Source organism: Kitasatospora sp. NPDC088134 (assembly GCF_044741705.1).
Taxonomy (GTDB): Bacteria; Actinomycetota; Actinomycetes; order Streptomycetales; family Streptomycetaceae; genus Kitasatospora.
Map to the genome: position 1 here is coordinate 63,865 of NZ_JBIUTD010000007.1, position 24,277 is coordinate 88,141.

Below are 24,277 nucleotides of genomic sequence, written 5' to 3' on the forward strand. Positions count from 1 at the left end.
GACGGAGCGTCAGCGGCTGGGCAGCCGCAGCGCCGTGTCGGGCTCGGCGGCCTGCGCGTCGGCGGCCCACAGGTGGCGGACGTGGCCGAGGTGGCGGGTCATGCAGGCCATCGCGGCCGCGGCGTCGCCGGTGAGCAGGACGTCGAGCAGTTCCAGGTGCTCCTCGGCGGAGGTGACGAGTTCGCCGCGCTGGTCGAGCCGGTTGAGGCCGTACAGGCGGGAGCGCTTGCGCAGGTCGCCGACGGTCTCGACCAGGCGGGCGTTGCCGGCCAGCGCGAGCAGGTCGAGGTGGAACTGGCGGTCGGCCTCCAGGTAGCCGATCAGGTCGTGCTTGCGGGCGGCGGCGACGATCGCCTCGGCCTGCGGGCGCAGCGCCTCCAGCTGTTCGGCGGTGGCGGTGCGGGCGACCTGGCCGACGGTGGGGACCTCGATCAGGGCGCGGATCTCGGTGAACTCGTCGAGGTCGCGCTCGCTGAGTTCGGTGACCCGGAAGCCCTTGTTGCGGACGGCCTCGACCAGGCCCTCCCGGGCCAGGTCGAGCATCGCCTCGCGGACCGGGGTGGCGGAGACCCCGAAGTCGGCGGCCAGCGCCGGGGCGGAGTAGACCACGCCGGGGCGCAGTTCGCCGGAGATCAGGGCGGCGCGCAGGGCGTGGGCGACCTGGTCGCGCAGCCGCTCCTGGACGGAGATGAGGTTGCGGGGCTTCAGGTCGGCCATGGTGTTCCTCCGGGGGTTCGAGGACCCCGATTGTACAATGTCACGTTGCGGAGAGTGAATGCCCGGCGCACGGCGGTGGTTGTGGGTGCGCGGGGTCCCCGCGCCGCCCGTCAGTGCTGCCGCTCGTACTGGGCCGCCGCCACCGCCAGATCCTGCCAGGCCATGCCGACGCTCTTGAAGAACCTGGGTCGATCATGGCGGACCGCGGCCGCCCCGGTGACCAGTTCGGACAGATTAGCAAGCCGTTCGGCCGGGGCACCGGCCATCAGCAGGTCCCCGGCCTCGCGCAGCGCCACCGCCCGCGCCTCCACGAACAGGTCGGCGCGGCCCACCAGTTCGGCGTCCACCTCGCGGGCGTCCGGCTCGTGCGAACCGACCGCCGCGACCACCGCCCGGTCCGGCACCAGCCGGCCGTCGAACAGCGGGGTGCGGGCGGTGGTGCAGCACACCACCGCGTCCGCCCCGGCGACCGCCTCCGGGCCGCCGGCCTCGGCCGCCAGGCCCAGCGCGGCCGCGTACGCCACCGCCGCGGCGGCGGGGCCGGGGCGGCGGGACACCACGGTGGCCCGCTCCAGCGCGGGCAGCACCGCGCGCAGCGCCGCCAGGTGCCCGAGCGCCTGCGGCCCGGCGCCGAACACCACCAGGTGCCGGGCGTCGGGCGCGGCCAGCGCGCGCAGCGCCAGCGCCGTCACGGCGGGGGTGCGCAGCGCCGTCAGCGCCGCCCCGTCGAGCAGGGCCAGCGGCTGCAGCGTCGGGCCGTCCAGCAGCAGGTAGGAGCCGGTGATCCGGGGCAGTCCGACCGTCGGGTTGGCCGGGGCGACGCCGGCGATCTTCACGCCCGCGAACCCGCCGGCCGCGGCGGGCATCAGCAGCAGTTCCCCGGCCGGGACCGGCACCGCCGAGCGGGGCGGGCAGCTCTCCACGTCCAGCCCGCCGCGCAGCACCGCCTCCAGCGCGGCGACGGCCGCCGGGTGGTCGAGCGTCAGCTCCAGCGGGCCGATCACAGCAGGAACCCCGCTCCCAGGGTGTCCTCGGGGTCGAGGACGAAGCGGTGCTCGCCGGTGCGGTGGGCCGTGCCGGTGACCTCGGTGACCACGCCGTCGCCCTGCCGCTCGCGGACCCGGCCGGTGAAGACGGTGCCGATGACCGAGTCGTGGCGCAGCGTCCGCCCGGCGCCGAGGGCGCCCTCGTCGGCGAGCAGGGCGAGCCGGGCGGAGGTGCCGGAGCCGCACGGGGACCGGTCGATCTGGCCGTCGGCGAAGACGGTGACGTTGCGCTGGTGCGGGCCGGTCGGCGTGTCGGGCAGTTCGTCGTACAGGATGACGCCGTAGACGCCGTCGCGGTCGCCGGCCAGCGCCCGGTGGCCCTCCAGGGCGGCCCGGATCTCCCGTCCGGCGGCGGTCAGTTCGGGCAGCCGGTCGGGGACGACGGACAGGCCGAGGGCGGCGGCGGGCAGCGAGGCGTAGACCGCGCCGGAGTGCGCCAGGTCGACGGCGACGGTCCTCCCGGCGACGGTCAGCTCCACCTTGCGGGCGAGCACCCGGGTCGGCACGTTGCGGAAGGTCACGGCGGTGGTGCGGCCGCCGCTGCGGTGCACGGTGGCGCTCACCCGGCCGGAGGGGACGTCGATCCGCACCAGCGCGGTGCCGTCCTCGGGGGCGGCGACCAGGCCGGAGTCGACGGCCCAGGCGCCGAGCGCCATGGTGCCGTGGCCGCAGGCCGTCGAGTAGCCGTCCTTGTGCCAGAACAGCACCCCGAAGTGGGCTTCGCTGTCGTCGGCGGGGACGAGGAACCCGCCGTACATGCCGGCGTGCCCGCGCGGTTCGCGGGTCAGCAGCCGGCGCACGTCGTCGAGCGCGCTGCGGCGCGGCGCGGTGGCGCGGCCGCCCGCGCCGATCACGATCGAGCGGCGCTCGGCGACGCTGTCGCCGGGGACGGGCGGCAGGCCGCCCGTGACGATCCGGAACGGCTCGCCGGCGGTGTGGTAGTCGGTGGTGGTGACGTTCACTCAGTACTCCCCGGCGGGCAGCACGCTGACGGTGCGGGAGGCGGTGTAGAAGTCCAGCACGGCCCGGCCCTGCTCGCGCGCGCCGTACGAGGCGCCCTTGGCGCCGCCGAACGGCAGGTGGAAGTCGACGCCGCTGGAGGGGGCGTTGATCCGGATCATGCCCGCGTCGAGACGGTCCGCGGCGGCCAGCGCCACGTCCAGGCTGCGCGAGTGGACGGAGGTGGAGAGGCTGTGCCGGGTGTCGTTGGCGAGCGCGACCGCCTCGTCCAGGTCGGCGGCGCGCAGCAGCACGGCGACCGGGCCGAAGAACTCCTCGGTCAGCAGCGGGTGCCCGGCGGGCACGTCCTCGACCAGGGTCGGCTCCAGGAACCAGCCCGCCCGCTCGGCCCGGGCGCCGCCGGCCAGCACGGTGGCGCCGCCCGCCCGGGCGGTGTCGATCGCGTCGGTCAGCCGCTCCAGCGCCTGCCGGTTGATCACCGGGCCGCAGGCGGTGGCCGGGGCGGACGGGTCGGCGGCCGGGGTCTGCGCGAGTGCCTTCGCCAGGGCCTCGGCGAGCGGCTCGTAGGCGTCGCCGACCGCGATCACCCGGCTGGTGGCGGTGCACTTCTGGCCCGCGTACCCGGCGATGGCGTTGGCCAGGTGCGCGGCGGCCTGCGCGAGGTCGGCGTCGGGGAGCACCAGCGCGGCGTTCAGGCCGCCCATCTCGGACTGCACGGGGATGCCGCGTTCGGTCGCGCCGGCGATCACCGAGCGGCCCACCCAGGTCGAGCCGGTGAACGAGACCACGTCGACGCCCTCGATCAGCGCCGTCCCCTCGGCGGCGCCGCCCGGCACCACCGTCAGCACGCCCTCCGGCAGGCCCGCCAGCTCGGCCAGCCGCAGCGCGCACGCCACCGCCTCGGAGGACGGCTTGAGCACCACGGCGTTGCCGACGGCCAGCGCGGGCGCGGCCTTCCAGGTCGGGATCGCCAGCGGGAAGTTCCACGGCGTGATCAGCCCGGCCACGCCGTAGGGGCGGCGGCGGGTCAGCAGCAGGCCCTGCCCGGCGGCGGGCTCGTGCACCTCGCCGACGGCCTCGAACGGCGCCTGCGCGTAGTAGCGCCAGATCGCCACCGTCCGGGCGACCTCGCCGCGGGCCTCGGCGACCGGCTTGCCGACCTCCCGCACCACCAGGGCGACCAGTTCCTCCGCCGCGCCCTCGATCGCCGCCGCGGCCCGGGTCAGCGCGGCCGACCGCCCGGCCGCCCCCAGCGCCCACCAGGCGCGCTGCGCCTCCCGCGCGCCCGCGACCGCCGCCGCGACGCCGTCGGCCCCGACCGCGGGGACCGAGGCGACCAGGTCCTCCGGGTCGGCCGGGTTGTACGAGTCGATGGTGCTCATGTTCGGAAAACCTTTCACAGGGGGCGGGGCGGGAGGCGGCGGGGCGCTCAGAGCAGGAAGCCGGCCGGGAACGGGTCCGTCGGGTCGAGGAAGTACTGCGCCGTACCGGTCACCCAGGCCCGGCCGGTGACGGTCGGGACGACGGCGGGCAGGCCGGCGACGGTGGTCTCCTCGACCAGGCGGCCGAGGAAGGTCGTCCCGATGAAGGAGTCGTTGCGGAACTCGGCGCCGATCGCCAGCTCGCCGCGGGCGTGCAGCTGCGCCATCCGCGCGGAGGTGCCCGTCCCGCACGGGGAGCGGTCGAACCAGCCGGGGTGGATCGCCATCGCGTGCCGGGAGTGCACGGCGTCCGAGCCGGGCGCGAGCAGCTGGACGTGGTGGCAGCCGTGGATGGTCGGGTCCTCGGGGTGCACGGGGCGGTGCTCGTCGGAGGCGTTGACCGCGTCCATCATGGCCAGGCCGGCGGCCAGGATCTCGTCCTTGCGGGAGCGCTCGAACGGCAGGCCGAACTGCTCCAGCGGCAGGATCGCGTAGTAGTTGCCGCCGTAGGCGAGGTCGTAGGTGACGGTGCCGTACCCGGGCACCTCCAGCTTGCGGTCGAGCGCGACGCAGTAGGAGGCGACGTTGCGGAGGGTGACGCCGACGGCCGCGCCGTCCTGCACCCGGACGTCGGCGACCACCAGTCCGGCGGGGGTGTCCAGGCGGACGGTGGTGACCGGTTCGACCACCGGGACCATGCCGGTCTCGACCAGCACGGTGGCGACGCCGATGGTGCCGTGGCCGCACATCGGCAGCAGGCCGGAGACCTCGATGTAGAGCACGCCGAAGTCGGCGTCGGGCCGGGTGGGCGGCTGCAGGATCGCGCCGCTCATCGCCGCGTGCCCGCGCGGTTCGTACATCAGCAGGGTGCGGAAGTGGTCCAGGTGCTCCTGGAAGTGGGTGCGCCGCTCGGCCATGGTGGCGCCGGGGATCGTGCCGAAGCCGCCGGTGATCACCCGGGTGGGCATGCCCTCGGTGTGCGAGTCGACGGCGTGGAAGACGTGACGGGTCCGCATCGCGGTGCTCTCTCCTGCCTGGGGTGACGGCCGGGGTGACGGCCGGGCTGGCGGGTCGTCGGGGGCGGGCGGTGCGGGCCGGCTCCCCCGTGGCCGGACCGCACCGCCGCCGCGCCGCTACCGGTGGCCGTCGGCGAGCGCCTTCTCGGTGGCGGCGCGCACCGCGGCCTCGATCTCGGGGACCAGCGGCAGGCGCGGGGCGCGGGTCGGACCGCCGGGGCGGCCGGCGATGTCCATCGAGAGCTTGATGGACTGCACGAACTCGGTCTTGGAGTCCCAGCGCAGCAGCGAGTGCAGCGACCTGTACAGCGGCAGGGCGGTGGCCAGGTCGCCGGAGACGGCGGCGTGGTACAGCTCGGAGCTGGCGGCGGGCAGCGCGTTCGGGTAGCCGGCGATCCAGCCGACGGCGCCGGCGAGCGCCAGCTCCAGCAGGACGTCGTCGGCGCCGATCAGCAGGTCCAGCTCGGGGGCCAGCTCGGCGATCTCGTAGGCGCGGCGGACGTCGCCGGAGAACTCCTTGACGGCGACGATCGAGCCGTCGGCGTGCAGCTCGGCCAGCAGCGAGGGGACCAGGTCGACCTTGGTGTCGATCGGGTTGTTGTAGGCGACGACCGGCACGCCGGCCCCGGCGACCTCGGCGTAGTGGGCGCGCACCGCGGCGCGGTCGGCGCGGTAGGCGTTCGGCGGGAGCAGCAGCACCGACCCGGCGCCGGCCTCGGCGGCCTGCTCGGCCCAGCGGCGGGACTCGGCACTGCCGTAGGCGGCGACGCCGGGCATCACGCGAGCGCCGTCGCCGGCCGCCTCGACGGCGGTGGTGACGACCTTGGCCCGCTCCTCGGGGGTGAGGGTCTGGTACTCGCCGAGCGAGCCGTTGGGGACGACGCCGTCGCAGCCGTTGTCGATCAGCCAGCGGACGTGCTCCGCGTAGGCGTCGTAGTCCACCGTGAGGTCGTCACGGAACGGCAGGGTGGTGGCGACCATGATGCCGCGCCAGGGACGGGCGGAGTCGTGGGGGGTGCGGGTCATGGGGGATCTCCCTCGATATGATGTGTGACATTTTATAAACAGGCGACGGAGGTGCACAAGGGGCCCCACCGCCCGTACCGGGACTACTGCTCGGACCCGGAGGACCCCGACAGCTCCGGCAGCCTCGACAGCTCCGACAGCTCCGCCAGCTGCGCCAGCGGCACCGGGCAGGACAGCGGACGGCTGTCCGGCCGACCGGTCGGGCCGCCGGACAGGCAGGCCACCGCGGGCCCGCACATCCGGCCCTGGCACCAGCCCATGCCGGCCCGGGTGAGCAGCTTGACGGTGCGGGCGTCGGCCGCGCCCAGCTCCGCGACGGCCGTCCGGATCGCCCCGGCCGGGACTTCCTCGCACCGGCAGACGTCGGTGTCGTCGGTGACCCAACCGGTCCAGTCCGGCCCGGGGGCGTGCGCCGCGGCCATCAGCGCGGCGAATCCGCGCCGCCGCCGACGGACCGTCAACTCCCGTGTGGGAGCGGGCTGTCCGGCCACCGAGTGGGCCGCCAGCACGCCCTCGGCGAGCGCCAGGTCGGCGCCGCCGACGCCGCAGGTCTCCCCCGCCGCCCACAGCCCGGGCACGCTGGTGCGCTGCTGCGCGTCCACCTCCAGGGCGACCGCGCCGTCCGGCCCGGCCACCGTGGCGGCGCCCAGCTCGACGGCCAGCTCCAGCTGCGGGACCAGCCCGTGGCCGATCGCCAGCGCGTCGCAGGCGATCCGCCGCTCGGTGCCGGGCACCGGCTTCCAGCGGGCGTCCAGCCGGGCCACCGTGACGGCGGTGACCCGGTCCGTGCCGTGCGCCTCGACCACGGCGCTGGAACGGCGCAGCCGCACGCCGTGCCGCAGCAGCCGGGCGCCGTGCGCGGCGCCCTCGGCGAGCTTGGCCGGGTTCCCGGCCAGCACGGCCGCACCGCGGACGTAGCCGAGGTAGGAGGTGGCCTCGACGATCGCCGGGACCTCGGCCCCGGCGGCGACCAGCGAGGAGGCGGTGGCCAGCAGCAGCGGGCCGCTGCCGGCCACCACGATCCGGCGGCCGGGCAGTACCAGGCCGGACTTGAGCATCGCCTGCGCGCCGCCCGCGGTCACCACGCCGGGCAGCGTCCAGCCGGGGAAGGGCAGCTGCCGCTCGTAGGCGCCGGTGGCCAGCAGGACGGCGCGGGCCCGGACGGTGGCCCGGTCCCCGGCCCCGGGGCCGCGGGTGGCGTGCAGCCGCCAGGGCCGGTCGCCGTCGCCCGCCTCGGCGGCCCAGACGTGGTGCCCGGCGAGGTGGTCGACCAGCGGGCTGGCCCCGATCCGCTCGCGCAGCCGGGCGAAGGCCGCCCAGCCGTGGTGCAGCCGGTCGGGGCGGGCGGCGCCGAGTTCGGGCGCGGGGTGCCGGTAGTACTGGCCGCCGAGGCGGGCCCCGGCGTCCACCAGCGCGACCCGCAGGCCGAGGCGGGCGGCGGCGTCGGCGGCGGCCAGTCCGGCCGGGCCCGCGCCGACCACCGCGAGGTCGTAGCGGCCGGGCTCAGACGTCGAGGTCGGCATGGCCGTGGCCCTCCTGGGTGGTGACGGTGTCGCCGTGCTCGGCGGGCAGCAGGCACAGGCGCTGGTTGGGGCGGCCGTTGACGGTGGCCAGGCAGTCGAAGCACTGGCCGATGCCGCAGAACGCGCCGCGCGGGCGGCCGCCGACCCGGGTGGTGCGCCAGGCGAGCACGCCGTCGGCCCAGAGCGCGGCGGCCAGCGTCTGCCCGGGCAGCGCGGGCACCGGGCGGCCGTCGAACAGGACGGTGCGGGCGGGGCCGGGTTCGGCGCCCACCAGGTCGAGCGGGTCCACGGCTACTCCTTGCCTTCGCGTGCTTCGAACCGGACGGCGGACCGGACATCGAACCGGACGTCCGACTGGGTGCCGGGGCGGGGCGGGTGCGCGCTCACTCCTCGTCCTCCCGGCCCTCGAAGCGCTCGGGGCGGAACGGCGCCAGGTCCAACTCCGGCTCCGTATCGGTGAGTTGACGGCTGATCAGCAGTCCGGTGGCGGGCGCCAGGCCGATGCCCGCGCCCTCGTGCCCGCAGGCGTGGTACAGGCCGGGCACCCGGCCGTCCAGGCCGATCGCGGGCAGGTGGTCGGGCAGGTAGGGGCGGAAGCCCCGGTAGCTGCGCTGCACCTGGACGGTGCGCAGCACCGGGAAGAGCGCGGCGGCCTGCGCGGCCAGCCGGTGCAGCACCTCGGGGTTCAGGGTGCGGTCGAAGCCGACCCGTTCGCGGCTGGCGCCGATCAGCACCGGCCCGGCGGGGGTGCCCTCGACCACGGCGGAGGACTGCAGGTCGGCGGAGCCGGAGGCGACGTCGGCGACGTAGTCGGCGGCGTAGACCTTGCGCCGGACGATCCGCGGCAGCGGCTCGGTGACCAGCACGAAGCCGCGCCGGGGCAGCACCGGCAGCCGGACCCCGGCCAGCGCGGCGAGCTCGCCGCCCCAGGTGCCGGCGGCGTTGACCACGGCGGGCGCGGCGAGTTCGCGGCGGTCGGTGACGACGCCGGTGACGGCGCCGCCGGGGCCGCGGCGCAGCGCGGTGACGGCCTCGCCGAGGTACCGGTCGGCGCCGGCGGCGCGCAGCAGGTGGGCGGCGGCCAGCGCGGGCTGCACCTGGGCGTCCTGCGGGTACAGGTAGCCGCCGGGCAGGTCCGGGGCGAGGTGCGGCTCCAAGGTGCGCAGGTCGTCGGCGGCGACCGGGACGGCCGCCACCCCGGCGGCGCGCTGCTTCGCGGCGAAGCCGTGCAGGGCCGCCAGGCCGGCGGGCCGGGCGGCGACCACCAGGCCGCCCTTGGGCTCGTACTCGACCAGGTCGCCGAACTCGGCGGCGAGGTCCTGCCAGAGGCCGGTGGAGAGCAGGGCGAGGTCGAGTTCCGGGCCGGGCTCCTTGTCGGAGACCAGCAGGTTGCCTTCGCCGGCGCCGGTGGTGCCGCCGGCCACCGGTCCGCGGTCCACCACGGCGACCTTCAGCCCGGCCCGGGCGGCGTAGTAGGCGCAGGCCGCGCCGACCACGCCGGCGCCGACCACCACGACGTCGTAGGGGGTTCGCTTGAGCACATCAGTAATATGTCACATGGCTCGAATCTCCGGCAAGCCCCCCACCAGCGGCGATCAACCCGGCCGGCCCCGCCCGCAGCGGCCCGGGAACGCGGAACGGCCCCGGACCGCTGGGGTCCGGGGCCGTCCGCAGGGCGGGGCGGAGGATCAGGTGATGTCGTCGATCTGGTCCCGGCGGGCGGCCGGCACCGGCGCGGACGCCTGCACCGCCTCGACCCCGCCGACCGACTCGGCGCCCTCGACCTCCTCGACCGTCAGGTCGACCTGGGAAGCCTCCTCGTCGTCCAGCAGCGCGTCCGGGTTCCGGGCCAGCTTGCGCTTGTCGTTGAGCAGCGCGATGCCCACCGCGATGAAGTACAGCGCCCAGATCGGCGCGGCCAGCGCCAGCATCGAGAGCGGGTCGGCGGACGGCGTGGCGAACGCGGCGAACACCGTGATGCCCATCACCATCGCCCGCCACCAGCCCAGCAGGCGCTTGCCGGTGAGCACCCCGACCAGGTTCAGCATGACCAGGAACAGCGGCAGCTCGAAGCCCGCGCCGAACACCAGCACCATGCGGGTGATCAGGTCGAGGTAGTCCTCCACCGGCACGATCGAGGTGACGCCGTCCGCGATGAAGCTGATCAGCATCTGCGCCGTCACCGGCATGACCACGTACGCGAGGACCGCGCCGGCCAGGAACAGCGGGGTGCCGACGACCAGGAAGCTCACCGAGTAGCGCCGCTCGTGCTGGTGCAGGCCCGGCGAGACGAACTTCCACAGCTGGTACAGCCAGACCGGGGTGGCGGCCACCACGCCGGCGGTGAGGCTGACCTTCAGCATGACCGTGAACGGCGTGGTCAGGCCGATGTTGGAGATCTGCGCGCAGTGGTCCATCCCGGCCGGGGGCTTCCCGTCCGGCCCGCAGGCGGGCAGCGGCGCGATCAGGAAGTCGAGCAGCTTCTTGTGGTAGAACGCCGCCACGATCGTGAACACGATGATCGCGAGCAGCGCCTTGACGATCCGGTTGCGCAGCTCGCGCAGATGGTCGGCGAGCGCCATCCGCCCCTCAGGGTCCTTGGGCGCTTTGGTCGTCTTGCTCAACCCGGTCCTCGAATCGTGCGCAGGTGGTCGGAGTGGGGCGGGCCGCGGTTCAGGCGGCCCGGTCGGTGCGGGACGCGCCCGGGGCGGCCTTGACCACCCGGTCGGCCTCGGCGGCCGGCGGCGCGGGGGCGGGAGCGGCGGGCGCCTCCCGGCCGGCGTCGAACTCCCGGCGCAGCGCCCTGCCCTCGCTCTTCAGGATGCGCAGCGAGCGGCCGAGCGCGCGGGCCGCCTCGGGCAACCGCTTGCCGCCGAACAGCAGCACGGCGAGGACCGCGACCAGCAGCAGCGATCCGGGTGACAGCAGCCGCATCGGGGAGCACCGCCTTCCTGTAGTCCGGGAGGCAGGACTCCCCCTCTGCGGGCGATGGTAGCCGCTCGGGGTGTCGCGCCGGGAACCCGGTACCCAACGATCGGATACCGGTGGGTCCGCGCAGCTCAGCCGCTGTCCCCGGCCCGCTGCAGGGCGGTGACCGCGCCGTCGATCTCCCGGGCCAGCGCCCGGGCGTCCAGCCACAGGCGCAGCGCGAGCACGCCGAGCACCAGCAGCCCGGCGGTGGACAGCAGGACGGCCCCGACCAGGGTCCAGTTCACGCGCGGAGCCTCCCTATCCGTCCACCGGCAGCAGCCGCATGGTGTGCACGCCGGCCTCGGTCAGCGCGGCGACGATCTTCTCCCCGGCGATCTTGCGGACGGACGCGCCGCAGGCCGGGCAGGTGAAGCTGTAGAAGGTGCGCTCCTTGCTGGCCCCGAGGGCCAGCCGGAACTCGGGGGCCGGGAGTTCGACCTTCTCCCGGCACTGCGAGCAGTACACCTTGAACCTGGTGCCGTCGGTCACGTGCTGGAGACCTGTCCGTCCCGGTAGTGCTCCAGCGCGGCGAGCGCGGCGGTGCGGGCCTGTTCGGCGAGGAGCGGCGGGGCGGTGATCCGGCCGTCCCGGCCGAGCCGCAGGGCGAGCGGGCGCAGCCCGGAGGGCTCGGCGGAGCGCAGCGTGATCCGCAGGCCGCCGTCGGGCAGTTCCTCGGCGCTGTCGTGGGTGTAGTACTCGGCGACCCAGCGGCCGCCGGGCCCGACCTCGACCACCACCTCGGGGTCGTCGGCGGCCGGGGCGACCAGGCCGGCGGACAGGTCGCGGGGCTGCAGGCGGGGCGGGTTGGCGGGCTCGTCGAGGACCTTGATCTCGGCGATCCGGTCCAGCCGGAAGGTGCGCCGGTCCTCGGAGGTCCGGCACCAGCCCTCCAGGTAGGTGTGGCCCTCGGTGACCAGCCGGATCGGGTCGACCTCGCGCTCCGTCAGTTCGCCGCGGCCGTGCGACCAGTAGCGCAGCCAGAGCAGCCGGCCCTCGCTGAGCGCGCGGTCGATGTCGGCGAAGACGGTGCCCTCGGCCTCGAAGGTGACGCCGATCCGGGCGGCGGAGCGGGCGCTCTCCCCCGCGGCGTCCTCGATCTTGGCGACGGCCCGGGTGAGCGCCTGCCGGTCGCGCTCGCGCAGGCCGGGCAGCCCGGCCACCGCGCGGGCGGCGACCAGCAGCGCGGTGGCCTCGTCGGCGGCGAGCCGCAGCGGCTGGGCGACGTCGTCGACGTTGTGCCACCAGATCCGCTCGCCGTCGGTGTCGATGTCGAGCAGGTCGCCGCCGCGGAAGGAGGTGCCGCACATCGGCAGCACGTTGAGGTCGCCGATCAGCTCGCGCTCGGTGATCCCGAACGCCCGGGCCACCTCGGCGACCTCGGCGCCGGGCCGCTCGCGCAGGTACGTCACCAGCGACAGCATCCGCCGGGTCTGGTCGATGGCGTTGCTCATGCCTGCACCTCCGCGAGACCGGCGACGGCGCGCAGCCGGTCGATGACGTCGGCCCGCAGGTCCTCGGGGCCGATCACGATGACGTCGGGGCCGTACTCGGCCAGGTCGGCGCCCAGCCCGTTGCCGTGCGGGACGTCCAGTTCGTCCCAGCCGTCGCCGGCCGGGCGGGTGGCCAGGGCGCGCTGGCGCAGCGGGTAGGCGGCGCCGGAGCGGACCTTGACGGTGGCGACGGCGGTCGCGCCCTCGCCGGCGAACCGGGCGACCACGGCGCGCACGTCGACGTGCTCGGGGACCTCGCCGGTGAAGGCGCCGGCCCGGGAGCGGACCTTGCCGGTGATCCGGGAGAGCCGGAACACCCGGGCGGAGCCGCGGTCGCGGTCGAAGCCGGCCAGGTACCAGTGGCCGCGCCAGCACTCCAGCGCCCAGGGCTCGACCGAGCGCGGCTCGGCGCTGGCGGCGCCGGCCTTGCGGTAGTCGAAGGTGACCGGGCGCCGGTCGCGGGCGGCGACCAGCAGCGGCTCGAACGCGGCCTCCCGGCCGGGGATGCGGGGCTCCAGCGCGCCGTGCTCGCGGTCCTCGGCGAACGGGACGCCGGCCGCGCGGAGCTTCTGCAGGGCGCCGCTGGCGGCGCCGGACATCTTGGCCTGCTGCCAGACCCGGGCGGCCAGCGTCAGCGCGGCGGCCTCCTCGGCGTCCAGCGCGATCTCCGGGAGGCGGTTGCGGTCCCGGCGGGCCAGGTAGCCGATCTCGCCGTCGATCGCGTTCTCGTCCACGTCGATGACCAGGCCGAGTTCGCGCAGGTCGTCCTTGTCGCGCTCGAACATCCGGTTGAAGGCGTCCTCGGAGCCCTGTTGCCAGGCCTCCCGGTACGCCTCGACGGACTCGCGCAGCTCCTTCTTGGAGAGCGGACGCCGGGTGTTCATCAGGCACAGGGCGAGGTTCATCAGCCGCTCCGCCTTGGCGATCGCCATCGCTGACCCTTCCTCCGATCGGGGGTGACCCGCCTGACCGTACCGGTACGGGCACGTCCAGTGAAAGCCGAGCCCCCGGCTCCTGGCGGAACCGGGGGCTCGGCGGTGCGTCCGAGGTCAGACGCCCAGCAGGTCCACCACGAAGATCAGGGTGGAGCCGGCCGGGATGAGCGGGCTCGGCGACTGGTTGCCGTAGGCCAGGTGCGGCGGGATGACCAGCTCGCGGCGGCCGCCGACGCGCATGCCCTCGACGCCCTGGTCCCAGCCCTTGATGACCCGGCCGCCGCCGAGCGGGAACTTGAAGGTCTGGCCGCGGTTCCAGGAGGCGTCGAACTCCTCGCCGGAGGCGAAGGTGACACCCACGTAGTGGACCTCGACGACCGCGCCGGCCTTGGCCTCGGCGCCGTCGCCCACCACGATGTCGCGGATCTGGAGCTCGGTCGGGGCGTCGCCGCCCGGGAAGTCGATCTCCGGCTTGGTCAGGCTCACGGTTGCTCTTCTCGTTCGGTTGCGTGAACGGGGTTCATCCTACGGCGCGGCGACGCTCCGTCAGTCCGCGCCGCCGACGCCGGCGTCCAGGATGTCGACCACGAACACCAGGGTGGAGTTGGCCGGGATGGAGCCGCTGGCCTGGTCCTTGTAGCCGAGCGAGGCGGGGATGACCAGTTCGATCCGGCTGCCGATGTTCTGGCCGACGATGCCCTTGTCCCAGCCCTCGATGACGTTGCCGCCGCCGGTGACGAAGCTGAACGCCTGGCCGCGGTCGAGCGAGGAGTCGAACTTCTTGCCGTCCTTGTACAGCGCGCCGGTGTACTGGACGACGACCTTCTCGCCGGACTCGATCTTGCGGCCCTTGCCCTGGATCAGGACGTGGCTCTTCAGCTCGGTCGGGTCGGTGGTGTCCTTCGGCGGGGTGATGTCGAACGGCTTCTTGCCGTTGTCCTTCACCTGCGGGAAGCCGGCCGGCGGCGCGGTCATCTCGCCGGAGAGCACCGCGTCGGGCGCGGTGGCCTGCTTGATGTCCAGCACGAACACCAGGCTGTCCTTGGCGCCGATGCCGAGGTCGGGGCTGCCCTGGTCGCCGAAGGCGGCGGCGGGCGGGGCGACCACGACGATCCGGCTGCCGGCCTTGTGGCCGACGATGGCCTGGTCGATCGCCGGGATCAGCTTGCCCGCGTCGGCCTGGATCAGCTGCGGCTTCGGCTTGTCGCCCTCGTAGGAGCCGGGGATCTCCTTGCCGGTCTGCCAGTCCATCGCCGTGTAGTCGACGGTGACCCAGTTGCCCTTCTCCACCTTGGGGCCGCTGCCCGCGGAGAGCTCCTTGACCACGAAGGTGCCGTCGGGGGCGTCCTTGGGCACGGTGATGGTGGCCTTGGAGCCGAACTCGCCGGCCACCGTGGGCAGCACCTTGGCGCTGTCCTTGATCGGCGGCACCGGCGGCTGGGTCGGCGCGGCCGGGGCGCTGGCCGTCGGCTTGGCCGAGTCGGCCTTGGCGGCGGGCTTCCCGTCGTCCTTGTTGACGTAGTACATCGTCACCGCGGAGCCGATCAGCAGGACCGCCACCACCGAGCCGAGGATCGCGCCGAGCCGGCCGGAGCTGCCCGGGTCCTCGGCGTAGCCGGCCTCGGAGAGGTCGATCTTGCGCTGGGTGGAGGCGAAGACCTGCGGCTCCTCCTTGGCCTCGGCCGGCCTGGCCGCCGGGGAGGGCGGGGCCCAACCGGCCTGGGTGAGCATCTCCGCGGGGACCACGATCGACTCGTGCTCCGCGGAGGTCAGCTTCCCGGTCTTGTCGCCCTCGTCCGGGCTCGACGCTTTCTCAGACATGACTCCCCATTCATCTCGCCCGACGACGCGTGTACCGCTGATACGGGGCAGCAGTATGTCAGGTCGGCATGAGAGCGGGTCAGTCCGGTCCTCACCCCGTCGCCGGGGGGATTCTCAGACGGCCTGCAGGATGTCGATCACGAACACCAGGGTGGAGTTCGGCGGGATCGACCCGCTGGCCTGGTCGCCGTAGCCGAGCGCCGGCGGCACCACCAGTTCGACCCGGCTGCCCACGGTCTTGCCGACCAGTCCCTGGTCCCAGCCCTTGATCAGGCTGCCGGCCCCGACCTGGAGCGCCTGCGCGCCGCCGTGGTTCCACGAGGAGTCGAACTGCTTGCCGTCGGCCCAGGTCACGCCGGTGTACTGGACCACCAGCGTCTGGCCGCTCTTCACCTCCGGGCCCTCGCCCTTGACCAGCACGTACTGCTGGAGGTCGGTGGGCGGCTGCTGCCCGGCCGGGACGGTGATGGTCGGCGCGGCCTTGCCGTTGTCGGTGACCTGCGGGGCGGTGGCGGGCGGCTGGGTCATCGCCCCGGTGACCGCGGAGTCCTGCGGGACGGTCTGCATCACGTCCAGCACGAAGACCACGGTGTCGTCCTTGCCGACGCCGAGCGCCGAGGAGCCCTGGCTGCCGAACCCGGCGGCGGGCGGCGCCACCACCAGCACCCGGGAGCCGACCTTCTTGCCGACCACGCTCTGGTCGAACGCGGGCACCAGCTGCCCGGTGCCGGCCTGGTACAGCTGCGGCTTGCCGCCGGAGTCGTAGGAGCTGTTCAGCTCCTTGCCGGTGGTCCAGTCCTTGGCCGTGTAGTTGACGGTCACCCAGTCGTTCTTGTTGACCGTCGCGCCGGAGCCCTCGGTCGCCACCGACACCACGAACCGGCCGCTCGGCGGCTCGGTGGGCAGCGTGATGGTCGCCTTCGCGCCGAAGTCCCCGCCGCCCAGGGTGGGCATCGGCGCGGCGGAGGCCACCGGGCTGGGCACCGCGGCCGCGGTGCCGGTCGCCGAGGGCGTCGCCGAGGGGGACTTGCCGGAGCCGCTGCCGCAGGAGACCAGCAGCGCGGCGGCGAGGGGCAGGGTGAGCAGGGAGGCGATTCGACGCATGCCGTCACCCTATGACCGGATTCGTCCGGGTCGTCGGAGGCGCGGCGCGCGCCCCCGACGGCCCGTCAGGACCGGCTGCACCAACAGCTACATCCCGGCGATCAGCTTCTCCACCCGCTCGTCCACCGACCGGAACGGGTCCTTGCACAGCACGGTGCGCTGCGCCTGGTCGTTCAGCTTGAGGTGCACCCAGTCGACGGTGAAGTCCCGGCGCTGCTCCTGGGCGCGCCGGATGAAGTCGCCGCGCAGCCGGGCCCGGGTGGTCTGCGGGGGCACCGACTTGCCCTGGAAGGTCAGTAGGTCGGTGGTGACCCGCTGGGCCTGGCCGTTCTTCTGCAGCAGGTAGAACAGGCCGCGGCGGCGGTGGATGTCGTGGTAGGCGAGGTCGATCTGGGCGACCCGCGGGTTGGACATCGTCATCTGGTGCTTGGCCCGGTACTTCTCGATCAGCTGGTGCTTCATGATCCAGTCGATCTCGGTGCCGACCGCGGCCAGGTCCCCGCTGCGGATCGCCTCCAGGGTGCGGCCCCACAGGTCCAGCACCCGGGCGACGGTGCCCTCGTTGATGCCCTTGCGGTCGGCGAACTCCAGCGCCTTGGTGTAGTACTCCTCCTGGATCTCCAGGGCGGAGGCCTCCCGGCCGTTGGCGAGCCGGACCTGGTGGGTGCCGGTCAGGTCGTGGCTGACCTCGCGGATCGCCCGGATCGGGTTCTCCAGCGTCAGGTCGCGCATCACCACGCCGGCTTCGATCAGCCGCAGCACCAGGTCGGTCGCGCCGACCTTGAGCATCGTGGTGGTCTCCGACATGTTGGAGTCGCCGACGATGACGTGCAGCCGGCGGTACTTCTCGGCGTCGGCGTGCGGCTCGTCCCGGGTGTTGATGATCGGGCGGGAGCGGGTGGTGGCGGAGCTGACGCCCTCCCAGATGTGCTCGGCGCGCTGGCTGACGCAGTACACCGCGCCGCGCGGGGTCTGCAGCACCTTGCCGGCGCCGCAGATCAGCTGACGCGTCACCAGGAACGGGATCAGCACGTCCGCCAGCCGGGAGAACTCGCCGTGCCGGGCCACCAGGTAGTTCTCGTGGCAGCCGTAGGAGTTGCCGGCCGAGTCGGTGTTGTTCTTGAACAGGTAGACGTCGCCGGCGATGCCCTCCTCGTGCAGCCGCCGCTCGGCGTCCACCAGCAGCCCCTCCAGGATGCGCTCGCCGGACTTGTCGTGGGTGACCAGCTCGATCACGTCGTCGCACTCGGGGGTGGCGTACTCGGGGTGGGAGCCGACGTCGAGGTAGAGGCGGGCGCCGTTCTTCAGGAAGACATTGCTGCTGCGGCCCCAGGAGACGACCCGGCGGAAGAGGTAGCGGGCGACCTCGTCCGGCGACAGGCGGCGCTGACCGCGGAAGGTGCAGGTGACGCCGTACTCGTTCTCGATCCCGAAAATTCGGCGGTCCATGATGGCGACTCTTCTCTGTTCGAAGCCCGGTGGAACCCCTCGGTGGCGGGTGACGGTCCGTCGGGGCGGCCCGCGTGCGCGCGGGGCCGCCCCGGCGGTCGGCCGGTCATTCGGCGGCGGCGGTGCCCTCCTCCTCGGTGGCGGCGGACTCGTCGCCACCGAGCAGGCGGGCCAGCTGGCCGCCCAGGATGCGCTTGAACTTGCGCTGCTGGAACCGCTGGCGGTCCAGCACCGCGACCTCCAGCTGCTCCGGCGTCAGCGTGCGCGGGGTGCCCCCGTTCGGGTCCCGGGCCAGGCTGTCGACGGCCAGCTTCAGCGCCTCGGTGACCGTCATGCCGGACCGGTGGCGCTGGCCGAGGTAGCTGCCGATCGAGTCGGCGTTGCCGCCGACCACCACGGCGTTCTTCTCGTCCACCACCGAGCCGTCGGGGGTGAGGCGGTAGATCTGGTCGTCGGCGTCGGTGCGGCCGACCTCGGCGACGATCAGCTCGACCTCGTAGGGCTTCTCGCCCACCGAGGAGAAGATGGTGCCGAGGGTCTGGGCGTAGACGTTGGCCAGGCCGCGGGCGGTGACGTCGGCCCGGTCGTAGGAGTAGCCGCGCAGGTCGGCGTAGCGCACGCCGCCGATCCGCAGGTTCTCGAACTCGTTGTAGCGGCCGACCGCGGCGAACGCGATCTTGTCGTAGATCTCGGAGACCTTGTGCAGGGCCCGGGAGGTGTTCTCCGCGACGAACATGATGCCGTCGGCGTAGGTGAGCACGACCACGCTGCGGCCGCGGGCGATGCCCTTGCGGGCGTACTCCGCGCGGTCCGCCATGGCCTGCTGGGGCGAGACGTAGAACGGCGTGGACACCGCCGGTCTCCCTTCGGGTGGGTGGGGCGGACTCAGAGCAGCGGGGCCTGCGGGCCGTTCGGGTGCTCGCGGCGCCGGTCGGTGATGGAGACCGCGATCGCGGAGACCTCGTCCTCGGTGAGGCGGCGGAAGCCGTCCTCGGTGATCAGCGAGACGATCGGGAAGATCTTCCGGGCCAGGTCGGGCCCGCCGGTCGCCGAGTCGTCGTCGGCGGCGTCGTAGAGCGCCTGGACGGCGAGCGTGGCGGCCTGATCGGCCGTCAGGTCGTCCCGGTAGAGCTTCTTCATCGAGCCGCGGGCGAACACCGAGCCGGAGCCGGTGGCGGCGAAGCCGCGCTCCTCGGAGCGGCCGCCGGTGACGTCGTAGGTGAAGATCCGGCCGCGGCCGAGTTCGAGGTCGTAGCCGGCGAAGACCGGGACCACGGCCAGGCCCTGCATGGCCATCGCCAGGTTGGAGCGGATCATCGTGGTGAGGCGGTTCGCCTTGCCCTCGAAGGAGAGCACGGCGCCCTCGATCTTCTCGTAGTGCTCCAGCTCCAGCTGGAACAGGCGGACCATCTCGACCGCGAGGCCCGCGGTGCCGGCGATGCCGATGGCGCTGTACTCGTCCGCCGGGAAGACCTTCTCGATGTCCCGCTGGGCGATCACGTTGCCCATGGTGGCGCGGCGGTCGCCGGCGATCACCACGCCCCCGTCGAACACCGCCGCCACGATGGTGGTGCCGTGCGGGGCCTCGATCGTCAGGCCCTCGGGGAGGGCGCGCCGGCCGGGGAGCAGCTGGGGCGCGTGGCTGTCGAGGAAGTCGAGGAACGAGGAGGAGCCGGGAGTGAGGAAGGCGGCCGGCAGACGCCCGGTGCCACTGAGGTTGGCTTCCACGCGTGTCCTTCCGGATCGAAGATCGAAAGTTGGTTGGTGCCCCGGACCCTACCCGTTTCGCGGGCCCGTTCCACGTCCCTCGGGAGGGTTCTCCGAAGTCGCCGGGAACGCGGCGCCGCAGGCGCGCTCGGGCCCGCCTGCGGCGCTCGCCGTCCCGTTCACCGGTGAACGGGAGGAACTCTCCTCCGGCTCACTCGCCGCCCTTCTGGACGAATCCGCGGACGAAATCCTCGGCGTTGGATTCCAGTACCTCGTCGATTTCGTCGAGTACCGCGTCGACGTCGTCGCCGAGCTTTTCCTGGCGCTCCTTGAGGTCGTCCGAGGCCTGGGTTTCCGCGGCCTGTTCCTCGACCTCCTCGGAGTTGCGACTGGCCCGCTGCTGGCCGCCGCCGGTGTCCTTGTCCGCCATTTCCCTCACCCCGCTCGTTCGGTGTTCTCGTTCAACGCTGGCTGCTCACCCGAATGATGCCCCGTCCGGGAATTGTTCACCCGTGGTGATCGAAAAGTTACCCGCCGGAGAGCACCCGGACCAGGTCCTGCGCGGTGCGGCACCGGTCGAGCAGCTCCTTGACGTGCTCCCGGGTGCCGCGCAGCGGCTCCATGGTGGGGACCCGCTGCAGGCTGTCGTGGCCGGGCAGGTCGAAGATGACGGAGTCCCAGGAGGCCGCGGCGACGTCGTCGGCGTACTGCTCCAGGCAGCGGCCGCGGAAGTACGCCCGGGTGTCCTCCGGGGGCTGGGAGACGGCCCGGCGGACCTCCTCCTCGGTGACCAGGCGCTCGAACCGACCGCGCGCCTCCAGGCGGTTGTACAGGCCCTTCTCGGCCCGCACGTCGCTGTACTGGAGGTCGACCAGCTGCAGCCGGGGGCTGTCCCACTCCAGGCCGTCGCGCTGGCGGTAGCCCTCCAGGATCTCCTTCTTGGCGATCCAGTCGAGCTGCCGGGACAGGCTCATCGGGTCGCGCTCCAGCCGGCCCAGCACGTCCTCCCAGCGGGCCAGCACGTCCAGGGTCTGCTCGTCGGCGTCCTGCCCGTACTTGTCCTCGACGTACTTGCGGGCCAGTTCGCAGTACTCCATCTGGAGCTGGACGGCCGTCAGCTTGCGGCCGGAGCGCAGCGACACCAGGTGCTTGAGCTCCGGGTCGTGCGAGACCCGGTGCAGGGTGCGGACCGGCTGGTCGACGGCGAGGTCCACGGCGACGAAGCCGTCCTCGATCATCGACAGGACCAGCGCGGTGGTGCCGAGCTTGAGGTAGGTGGAGACCTCGGAGAGGTTGGCGTCGCCGATGATCACGTGCAGCCGGCGGTACTTCTCGGCGTCGGCGTGCGGCTCGTCCCGGGTGTTGATGATCGGGCGCTTGAGGGTGGTCTCCAGGCCGACCTCGACCTCGAAGTAGTCGGCGCGCTGGCTGATCTGGAAGCCGTGCCCGCCGCCCTCCTGGCCCAGCCCGACCCGGCCGGCGCCGCAGACCACCTGGCGGGAGACGAAGAACGGGGTGAGGTGGCGGACGATGTCGGCGAACGGGGTGGCCCGCTGCATCAGGTAGTTCTCGTGGGTGCCGTAGGAGGCGCCCTTGTTGTCGGTGTTGTTCTTGTAGAGCAGGATGCGCTGGCCGTTGGGCAGTTCCAGCGCCCGCTCGGCGGCCGCCGCCATGATCCGCTCGCCGGCCTTGTCCCAGAGCACCGCGTCGCGCGGGTTGGTGACCTCGGGGGACGAGTACTCGGGGTGGGCGTGGTCGACGTAGAACCGGGCGCCGTTGGTGAGGATGACGTTGGCGAGGCCGATGTCCTCGTCGGTCAGCTGGCTGGAGTCCGCCACCTCCCGGGCCAGGTCGAAGCCCCGGGCGTCGCGGAGCGGGTTCTCCTCCTCGAAGTCCCAGCGGGCGCGGCGCGCCCGGTGCATCGCCGCCGCGTAGGCGTTGACGACCTGGGACGAGGTGAGCATGGCGTTGGCGTTCGGGTGGCCGGGCACCGAGATGCCGTACTCGGTCTCGATCCCCATCACGCGCCGTACGGTCATGCGGCCCTCCTAACCCGTCGGTACTGCCGGTGCAGACGCGCCGTCCGGCTGCGGGGCTCGGCGGGGCTCCGCAGCCGGACGGGGTGGTTCGCGTGCTACAGGTACTGCCCCGTGTTGGCGACAGTGTCGATGGAGCGTCCGGACTCGGCGCCCTGCTTGCCGGTGACCAGGGTGCGGATGAAGACGATCCGCTCGCCCTTCTTGCCGGAGATGCGGGCCCAGTCGTCCGGGTTGGTGGTGTTCGGCAGGTCCTCGTTCTCCTTGAACTCGTCCACGCAGGCGGCGAGCAGGTGGGAGACGCGCAGACCGCGCTGGCCGTGGTCGAGGTAGTCCTTGATGGCCATCTTCTTGGCCCGGTCCACGATGTTCTGGATCATCGCGCCGGAGTTGAAGTCCTTGAAGTACAGGACCTCCTTGTCACCGTTGGCGTAGGTGACCTCCAGGAAGCGGTTCTCCTCGGTCTCGGTGTACATCCGCTCGACGACCGACTGGATCATCGCGGCGACCGTCGCGGGCAGCGAGCCCTCGTGCTCCTTGACGTCGTCCGGGTGGAACGGCAGCGAGTCCTTGAGGTACTTGGAGAAGATGTCCTTGGCCGCCTCGGCGTCCGGCCGCTCGATCTTGATCTTGACGTCCAGGCGGCCGGGCCGCAGGATCGCCGGGTCGATCATGTCCTCGCGGTTGGAGGCGCCGATCACGATGACGTTCTCCAGGCCCTCCACGCCGTCGATCTCGGCGAGCAGCTGCGGGACGATGGTGTTCTCCACGTCCGAGCTGACGCCGGAGCCGCGGGTGCGGAACAGCGACTCCATCTCGTCGAAGAAGACGATGACGGGCGTGCCCTCGCTGGCCTTCTCCCGGGCCCGCTGGAAGACCAGGCGGATCTGCCGCTCGGTCTCGCCGACGTACTTGTTGAGCAGCTCGGGGCCCTTGATGTTGAGGAAGTAGCTCTTGCCCTGCGGCCGGCCGGTCACCTCGGCGACCTTCTTGGCCAGCGAGTTGGCGACCGCCTTGGCGATCAGCGTCTTGCCGCAGCCGGGCGGTCCGTAGAGCAGCACGCCCTTGGGCGGGCGCAGCTCGTACTCCTTGAACAGGTCCGCGTGCAGGTACGGGAGTTCGACCGCGTCGCGGATCTGCTCGATCTGGGTGCCGAGGCCGCCGATCTGGCGGTAGTCGATGTCCGGGACCTCCTCGAGGACCAGCTCCTCGACCTCGGACTTCGGCACCACCTCGTACACGTAGCCGGAGCGGGGCTCCAGCAGCAGCGCGTCGCCCGGACGGAGCTTGAGGCCGTGCAGCGGTTCGGCGAGCCGGACCACCCGCTCCTCGTCGGTGTGGCCGGTGACCAGCGCGCGGTCGCCGCCCTCCAGCACCTCCTTGAGCGTGACGATCTCACCGATCCGCTCGAACGCCATCGCCTCGACGACGTTCAGCGCCTCGTTGAGCATCACCTCCTGGCCGCGGCGCAGCTCGTCCAGCTCGACGCTGGGGCTGACGTTGACCCGGAGCTTGCGGCCCCCGGTGAAGATGTCGGCGGTGCCGTCCTCGTTCTTCTCGAGGAAGGTGCCGAATCCGGCCGGCGGCTGGGCGAGCCGGTCGACCTCCTCCTTGAGGGCCACGATCTGGTCGCGGGCCTCGCGCAGGGTGGCGACCAGCCTCTCGTTCTGGGCGGTCACACCGGCCAGGCCGGTCTGCAGCTCGACGATCCGCTCTTCTAGGATCCTCGAACTGCGGGGGGAATCGGCGAGCCGGCGCCGGAGCACGGCGATCTCCTGCTCGAGGTACGAGATCTGCGCGGCCTCGTCGGACCCCCGTGCGGGCCTGCCGGCGCTGCGGTCGTAGTCGTCATCCTGGGCTGCCACGGTCCTCACCTCCTCCTGGGGGAGCTGGACGACCCAAACCTACCTGGGACCGGGGTCGTGTAAACCCCTTAGTGATCAGAAGGTGGGTCGGGCGTGTCCGATCGGTCGCCCTGGGTGCTTCCCCTCTGACAAGGAGATGCCCACCGCCCAACGGTTCAAAGCAGCGCGGATGTATCGTGACAGGAATGTCCCCGAATGCGGGGTGGCGAGCGCAGAAACGGCAGGGGCAATGGCGGGGACGGGCGAAGCACTCGAAGTCTGGATCGACCAGGATCTGTGCACCGGCGACGGCATCTGTGCGCAGTACGCGCCCGAGGTCTTCGAACTCGACATCGACGGGCTCGCCTACGTGAAGGGCGCCGACGACGAGTTGCGCCAGCAGCCCGGCGAGACGGTGCCCGTCCCGCTGACGCTGCTCCAGGACGTGGTCGACTCGGCGAAGGACTGCCCGGGCGACTGCATCCACGTCCGCCGGGCGGCGGACGGCGTCGAGGTGTACGGGCCGGACGCGGACTGACGCCCCGTCAGGCGGTGCGGGCGGAGCTCCGGGTCTCGGTCTTCGTCCAGGTGCCGCCGTTCTGCGTCCAGACCAGGTCGACCTGGAGGTCCGGGGCGAACCGCGGCACGTCGTCGGAGGAGTAGCCCCGGGCCCTGCCGCGGATCGAGCCGTCGCTGCGGATCGCCAGTTCGGTGAGCGTGTACCCGGCGGCGTCGGTGAGCAGCGCGACGGGCTTCGGCGAGTCGGCGCGCAGCAGGAACACCGCGTCCGGCGGGGTGCCCATGTCGGCCTGGCAGTGCGCGGCGACCACGGTCAGCGCGCTGCCGCCGACCGTCGCCGAGGTCTTCAGCGTGGTGGCCGCCAGGAACGGCCCGCAGTCCATCGGCAGGGCGACCTTGGTGACGTCCACCGCGGGAGCCGTCGGCTGCGCGGCGGCCCCGCCGCCCGCGCCGGCCGGCGTCACGGCCCCGGTCGCCGAGGTGGCCCCCAGCGCCCCGCCCACGACGGCCGCGCACCCCGCCGCGACCAGCACCCAATGCCGCATCCCCACGCCACACCCCTTTCCGGTCCGCGCATCCTCGCACACGTCCCTGCGAAAGGTGCAGATGGGGGCGCGGGGAACTGCGCGAAGCGGGAGCGCACGCACCGCGAGGTCGCCGTGCGGGCACTGACGTGCCGTCACACGGCGACCT

26 protein-coding genes are annotated in these 24,277 nt (G+C 73.3%); 1 reads left to right on the forward strand and 25 read right to left on the reverse strand.

Features of this window, described 5'->3' with window-relative positions:
- Window positions 1-9 precede the first annotated feature (9 nt).
- From ACIOHG_RS13780 to arc, 24 genes are all read right to left on the reverse strand, one after another.
- Window positions 10-717 (reverse strand): GntR family transcriptional regulator, encoded by a 708-nt coding sequence (locus ACIOHG_RS13780; RefSeq protein WP_400949413.1) that lies wholly within the window; start codon window positions 715-717, stop codon window positions 10-12.
- A 110-nt stretch (window positions 718-827) separates the two neighbouring features.
- On the reverse strand, window positions 828-1,721 hold the full coding sequence (locus ACIOHG_RS13785) for an ornithine cyclodeaminase family protein (RefSeq protein WP_400949416.1): 894 nt from the start codon (window positions 1,719-1,721) through the stop codon (window positions 828-830).
- Window positions 1,718-2,725 (reverse strand): proline racemase family protein, encoded by a 1,008-nt coding sequence (locus ACIOHG_RS13790; RefSeq protein WP_400949419.1) that lies wholly within the window; start codon window positions 2,723-2,725, stop codon window positions 1,718-1,720. The genes ACIOHG_RS13785 and ACIOHG_RS13790 overlap by 4 nt, the downstream gene beginning before the upstream one ends.
- Window positions 2,726-4,105, reverse strand: a complete 1,380-nt coding sequence (locus tag ACIOHG_RS13795; protein WP_400949422.1) for an aldehyde dehydrogenase family protein — start codon at window positions 4,103-4,105, stop codon at window positions 2,726-2,728. It lies immediately after the preceding gene.
- Window positions 4,106-4,152: 47 nt separating this feature from the next.
- Complete coding sequence (locus tag ACIOHG_RS13800) at window positions 4,153-5,160, reverse strand: proline racemase family protein (protein ID WP_400949425.1); 1,008 nt, start codon at window positions 5,158-5,160, stop codon at window positions 4,153-4,155.
- A gap of 117 nt (window positions 5,161-5,277) precedes the next feature.
- Window positions 5,278-6,186: a dihydrodipicolinate synthase family protein gene (locus tag ACIOHG_RS13805; RefSeq protein ID WP_400949428.1), complete on the reverse strand. Its 909-nt coding sequence runs from the start codon at window positions 6,184-6,186 to the stop codon at window positions 5,278-5,280.
- 83 nt (window positions 6,187-6,269) lie between these two features.
- Window positions 6,270-7,709, reverse strand: coding sequence for an NAD(P)/FAD-dependent oxidoreductase (locus ACIOHG_RS13810; RefSeq protein ID WP_400949431.1), 1,440 nt, complete (start codon window positions 7,707-7,709; stop codon window positions 6,270-6,272).
- On the reverse strand, window positions 7,690-7,998 hold the full coding sequence (locus ACIOHG_RS13815) for a (2Fe-2S)-binding protein (RefSeq protein ID WP_400949432.1): 309 nt from the start codon (window positions 7,996-7,998) through the stop codon (window positions 7,690-7,692). Before ACIOHG_RS13815 ends, ACIOHG_RS13810 begins: the two co-directional genes overlap by 20 nt.
- A gap of 94 nt (window positions 7,999-8,092) precedes the next feature.
- Window positions 8,093-9,250, reverse strand: coding sequence for an NAD(P)/FAD-dependent oxidoreductase (locus ACIOHG_RS13820; RefSeq protein WP_400949435.1), 1,158 nt, complete (start codon window positions 9,248-9,250; stop codon window positions 8,093-8,095).
- A 147-nt stretch (window positions 9,251-9,397) separates the two neighbouring features.
- The gene (gene tatC / locus ACIOHG_RS13825) at window positions 9,398-10,291 is read right to left on the reverse strand and encodes a twin-arginine translocase subunit TatC (protein WP_400949950.1); all 894 of its coding nucleotides are present in this window, start codon (window positions 10,289-10,291) and stop codon (window positions 9,398-9,400) included.
- Between the two features lie 91 nt (window positions 10,292-10,382).
- Window positions 10,383-10,643, reverse strand: a complete 261-nt coding sequence (locus ACIOHG_RS13830) for a twin-arginine translocase TatA/TatE family subunit (RefSeq protein WP_400949437.1) — start codon at window positions 10,641-10,643, stop codon at window positions 10,383-10,385.
- Window positions 10,644-10,768: 125 nt separating this feature from the next.
- Window positions 10,769-10,924, reverse strand: coding sequence for a hypothetical protein (locus ACIOHG_RS13835; protein WP_400949440.1), 156 nt, complete (start codon window positions 10,922-10,924; stop codon window positions 10,769-10,771).
- A gap of 13 nt (window positions 10,925-10,937) precedes the next feature.
- On the reverse strand, window positions 10,938-11,168 hold the full coding sequence (locus ACIOHG_RS13840) for a hypothetical protein (protein ID WP_400949443.1): 231 nt from the start codon (window positions 11,166-11,168) through the stop codon (window positions 10,938-10,940).
- A complete protein-coding gene (locus ACIOHG_RS13845; RefSeq protein ID WP_400949446.1) occupies window positions 11,165-12,130 on the reverse strand; it encodes a helix-turn-helix transcriptional regulator in 966 nt (321 codons plus the stop codon). Before ACIOHG_RS13845 ends, ACIOHG_RS13840 begins: the two co-directional genes overlap by 4 nt.
- Window positions 12,127-13,101 carry a helix-turn-helix transcriptional regulator gene (locus tag ACIOHG_RS13850; RefSeq protein ID WP_400949448.1) on the reverse strand — a complete coding sequence of 325 codons (975 nt, stop codon included), beginning with the start codon at window positions 13,099-13,101 and terminating at the stop codon, window positions 12,127-12,129. Before ACIOHG_RS13850 ends, ACIOHG_RS13845 begins: the two co-directional genes overlap by 4 nt.
- A gap of 117 nt (window positions 13,102-13,218) precedes the next feature.
- Window positions 13,219-13,590 (reverse strand): FKBP-type peptidyl-prolyl cis-trans isomerase, encoded by a 372-nt coding sequence (locus tag ACIOHG_RS13855; protein ID WP_033212825.1) that lies wholly within the window; start codon window positions 13,588-13,590, stop codon window positions 13,219-13,221.
- A 60-nt stretch (window positions 13,591-13,650) separates the two neighbouring features.
- Window positions 13,651-14,925, reverse strand: coding sequence for an FKBP-type peptidyl-prolyl cis-trans isomerase (locus tag ACIOHG_RS13860; RefSeq protein ID WP_400949452.1), 1,275 nt, complete (start codon window positions 14,923-14,925; stop codon window positions 13,651-13,653).
- A 114-nt stretch (window positions 14,926-15,039) separates the two neighbouring features.
- A complete protein-coding gene (locus ACIOHG_RS13865) occupies window positions 15,040-16,029 on the reverse strand; it encodes an FKBP-type peptidyl-prolyl cis-trans isomerase (protein ID WP_400949455.1) in 990 nt (329 codons plus the stop codon).
- Window positions 16,030-16,116: 87 nt separating this feature from the next.
- Window positions 16,117-17,478 (reverse strand): Pup--protein ligase, encoded by a 1,362-nt coding sequence (pafA, locus tag ACIOHG_RS13870; protein WP_400949458.1) that lies wholly within the window; start codon window positions 17,476-17,478, stop codon window positions 16,117-16,119.
- 106 nt (window positions 17,479-17,584) lie between these two features.
- Entirely contained in the window at window positions 17,585-18,331 is a 747-nt protein-coding gene (prcA, locus tag ACIOHG_RS13875) for a proteasome subunit alpha (protein WP_400949461.1), read from the reverse strand.
- Window positions 18,332-18,363: 32 nt separating this feature from the next.
- The gene (prcB, locus tag ACIOHG_RS13880; protein ID WP_400949464.1) at window positions 18,364-19,206 is read right to left on the reverse strand and encodes a proteasome subunit beta; all 843 of its coding nucleotides are present in this window, start codon (window positions 19,204-19,206) and stop codon (window positions 18,364-18,366) included.
- A gap of 190 nt (window positions 19,207-19,396) precedes the next feature.
- Window positions 19,397-19,615 carry a ubiquitin-like protein Pup gene (locus tag ACIOHG_RS13885; RefSeq protein WP_400716540.1) on the reverse strand — a complete coding sequence of 73 codons (219 nt, stop codon included), beginning with the start codon at window positions 19,613-19,615 and terminating at the stop codon, window positions 19,397-19,399.
- Between the two features lie 97 nt (window positions 19,616-19,712).
- Complete coding sequence (gene dop, locus ACIOHG_RS13890) at window positions 19,713-21,224, reverse strand: depupylase/deamidase Dop (RefSeq protein ID WP_400949466.1); 1,512 nt, start codon at window positions 21,222-21,224, stop codon at window positions 19,713-19,715.
- A 95-nt stretch (window positions 21,225-21,319) separates the two neighbouring features.
- A complete protein-coding gene (arc, locus tag ACIOHG_RS13895) occupies window positions 21,320-23,086 on the reverse strand; it encodes a proteasome ATPase (protein WP_400949469.1) in 1,767 nt (588 codons plus the stop codon).
- A 229-nt stretch (window positions 23,087-23,315) separates the two neighbouring features.
- Here arc and ACIOHG_RS13900 point away from each other — a divergent pair, with 229 nt between their 5' ends.
- A complete protein-coding gene (locus ACIOHG_RS13900) occupies window positions 23,316-23,603 on the forward strand; it encodes a ferredoxin (protein WP_111552042.1) in 288 nt (95 codons plus the stop codon).
- Window positions 23,604-23,610: 7 nt separating this feature from the next.
- On the opposite strand, the gene ACIOHG_RS13905 is transcribed toward ACIOHG_RS13900, so the two are convergent.
- Window positions 23,611-24,135: a hypothetical protein gene (locus tag ACIOHG_RS13905; protein WP_400949472.1), complete on the reverse strand. Its 525-nt coding sequence runs from the start codon at window positions 24,133-24,135 to the stop codon at window positions 23,611-23,613.
- Window positions 24,136-24,277 lie beyond the last annotated feature (142 nt).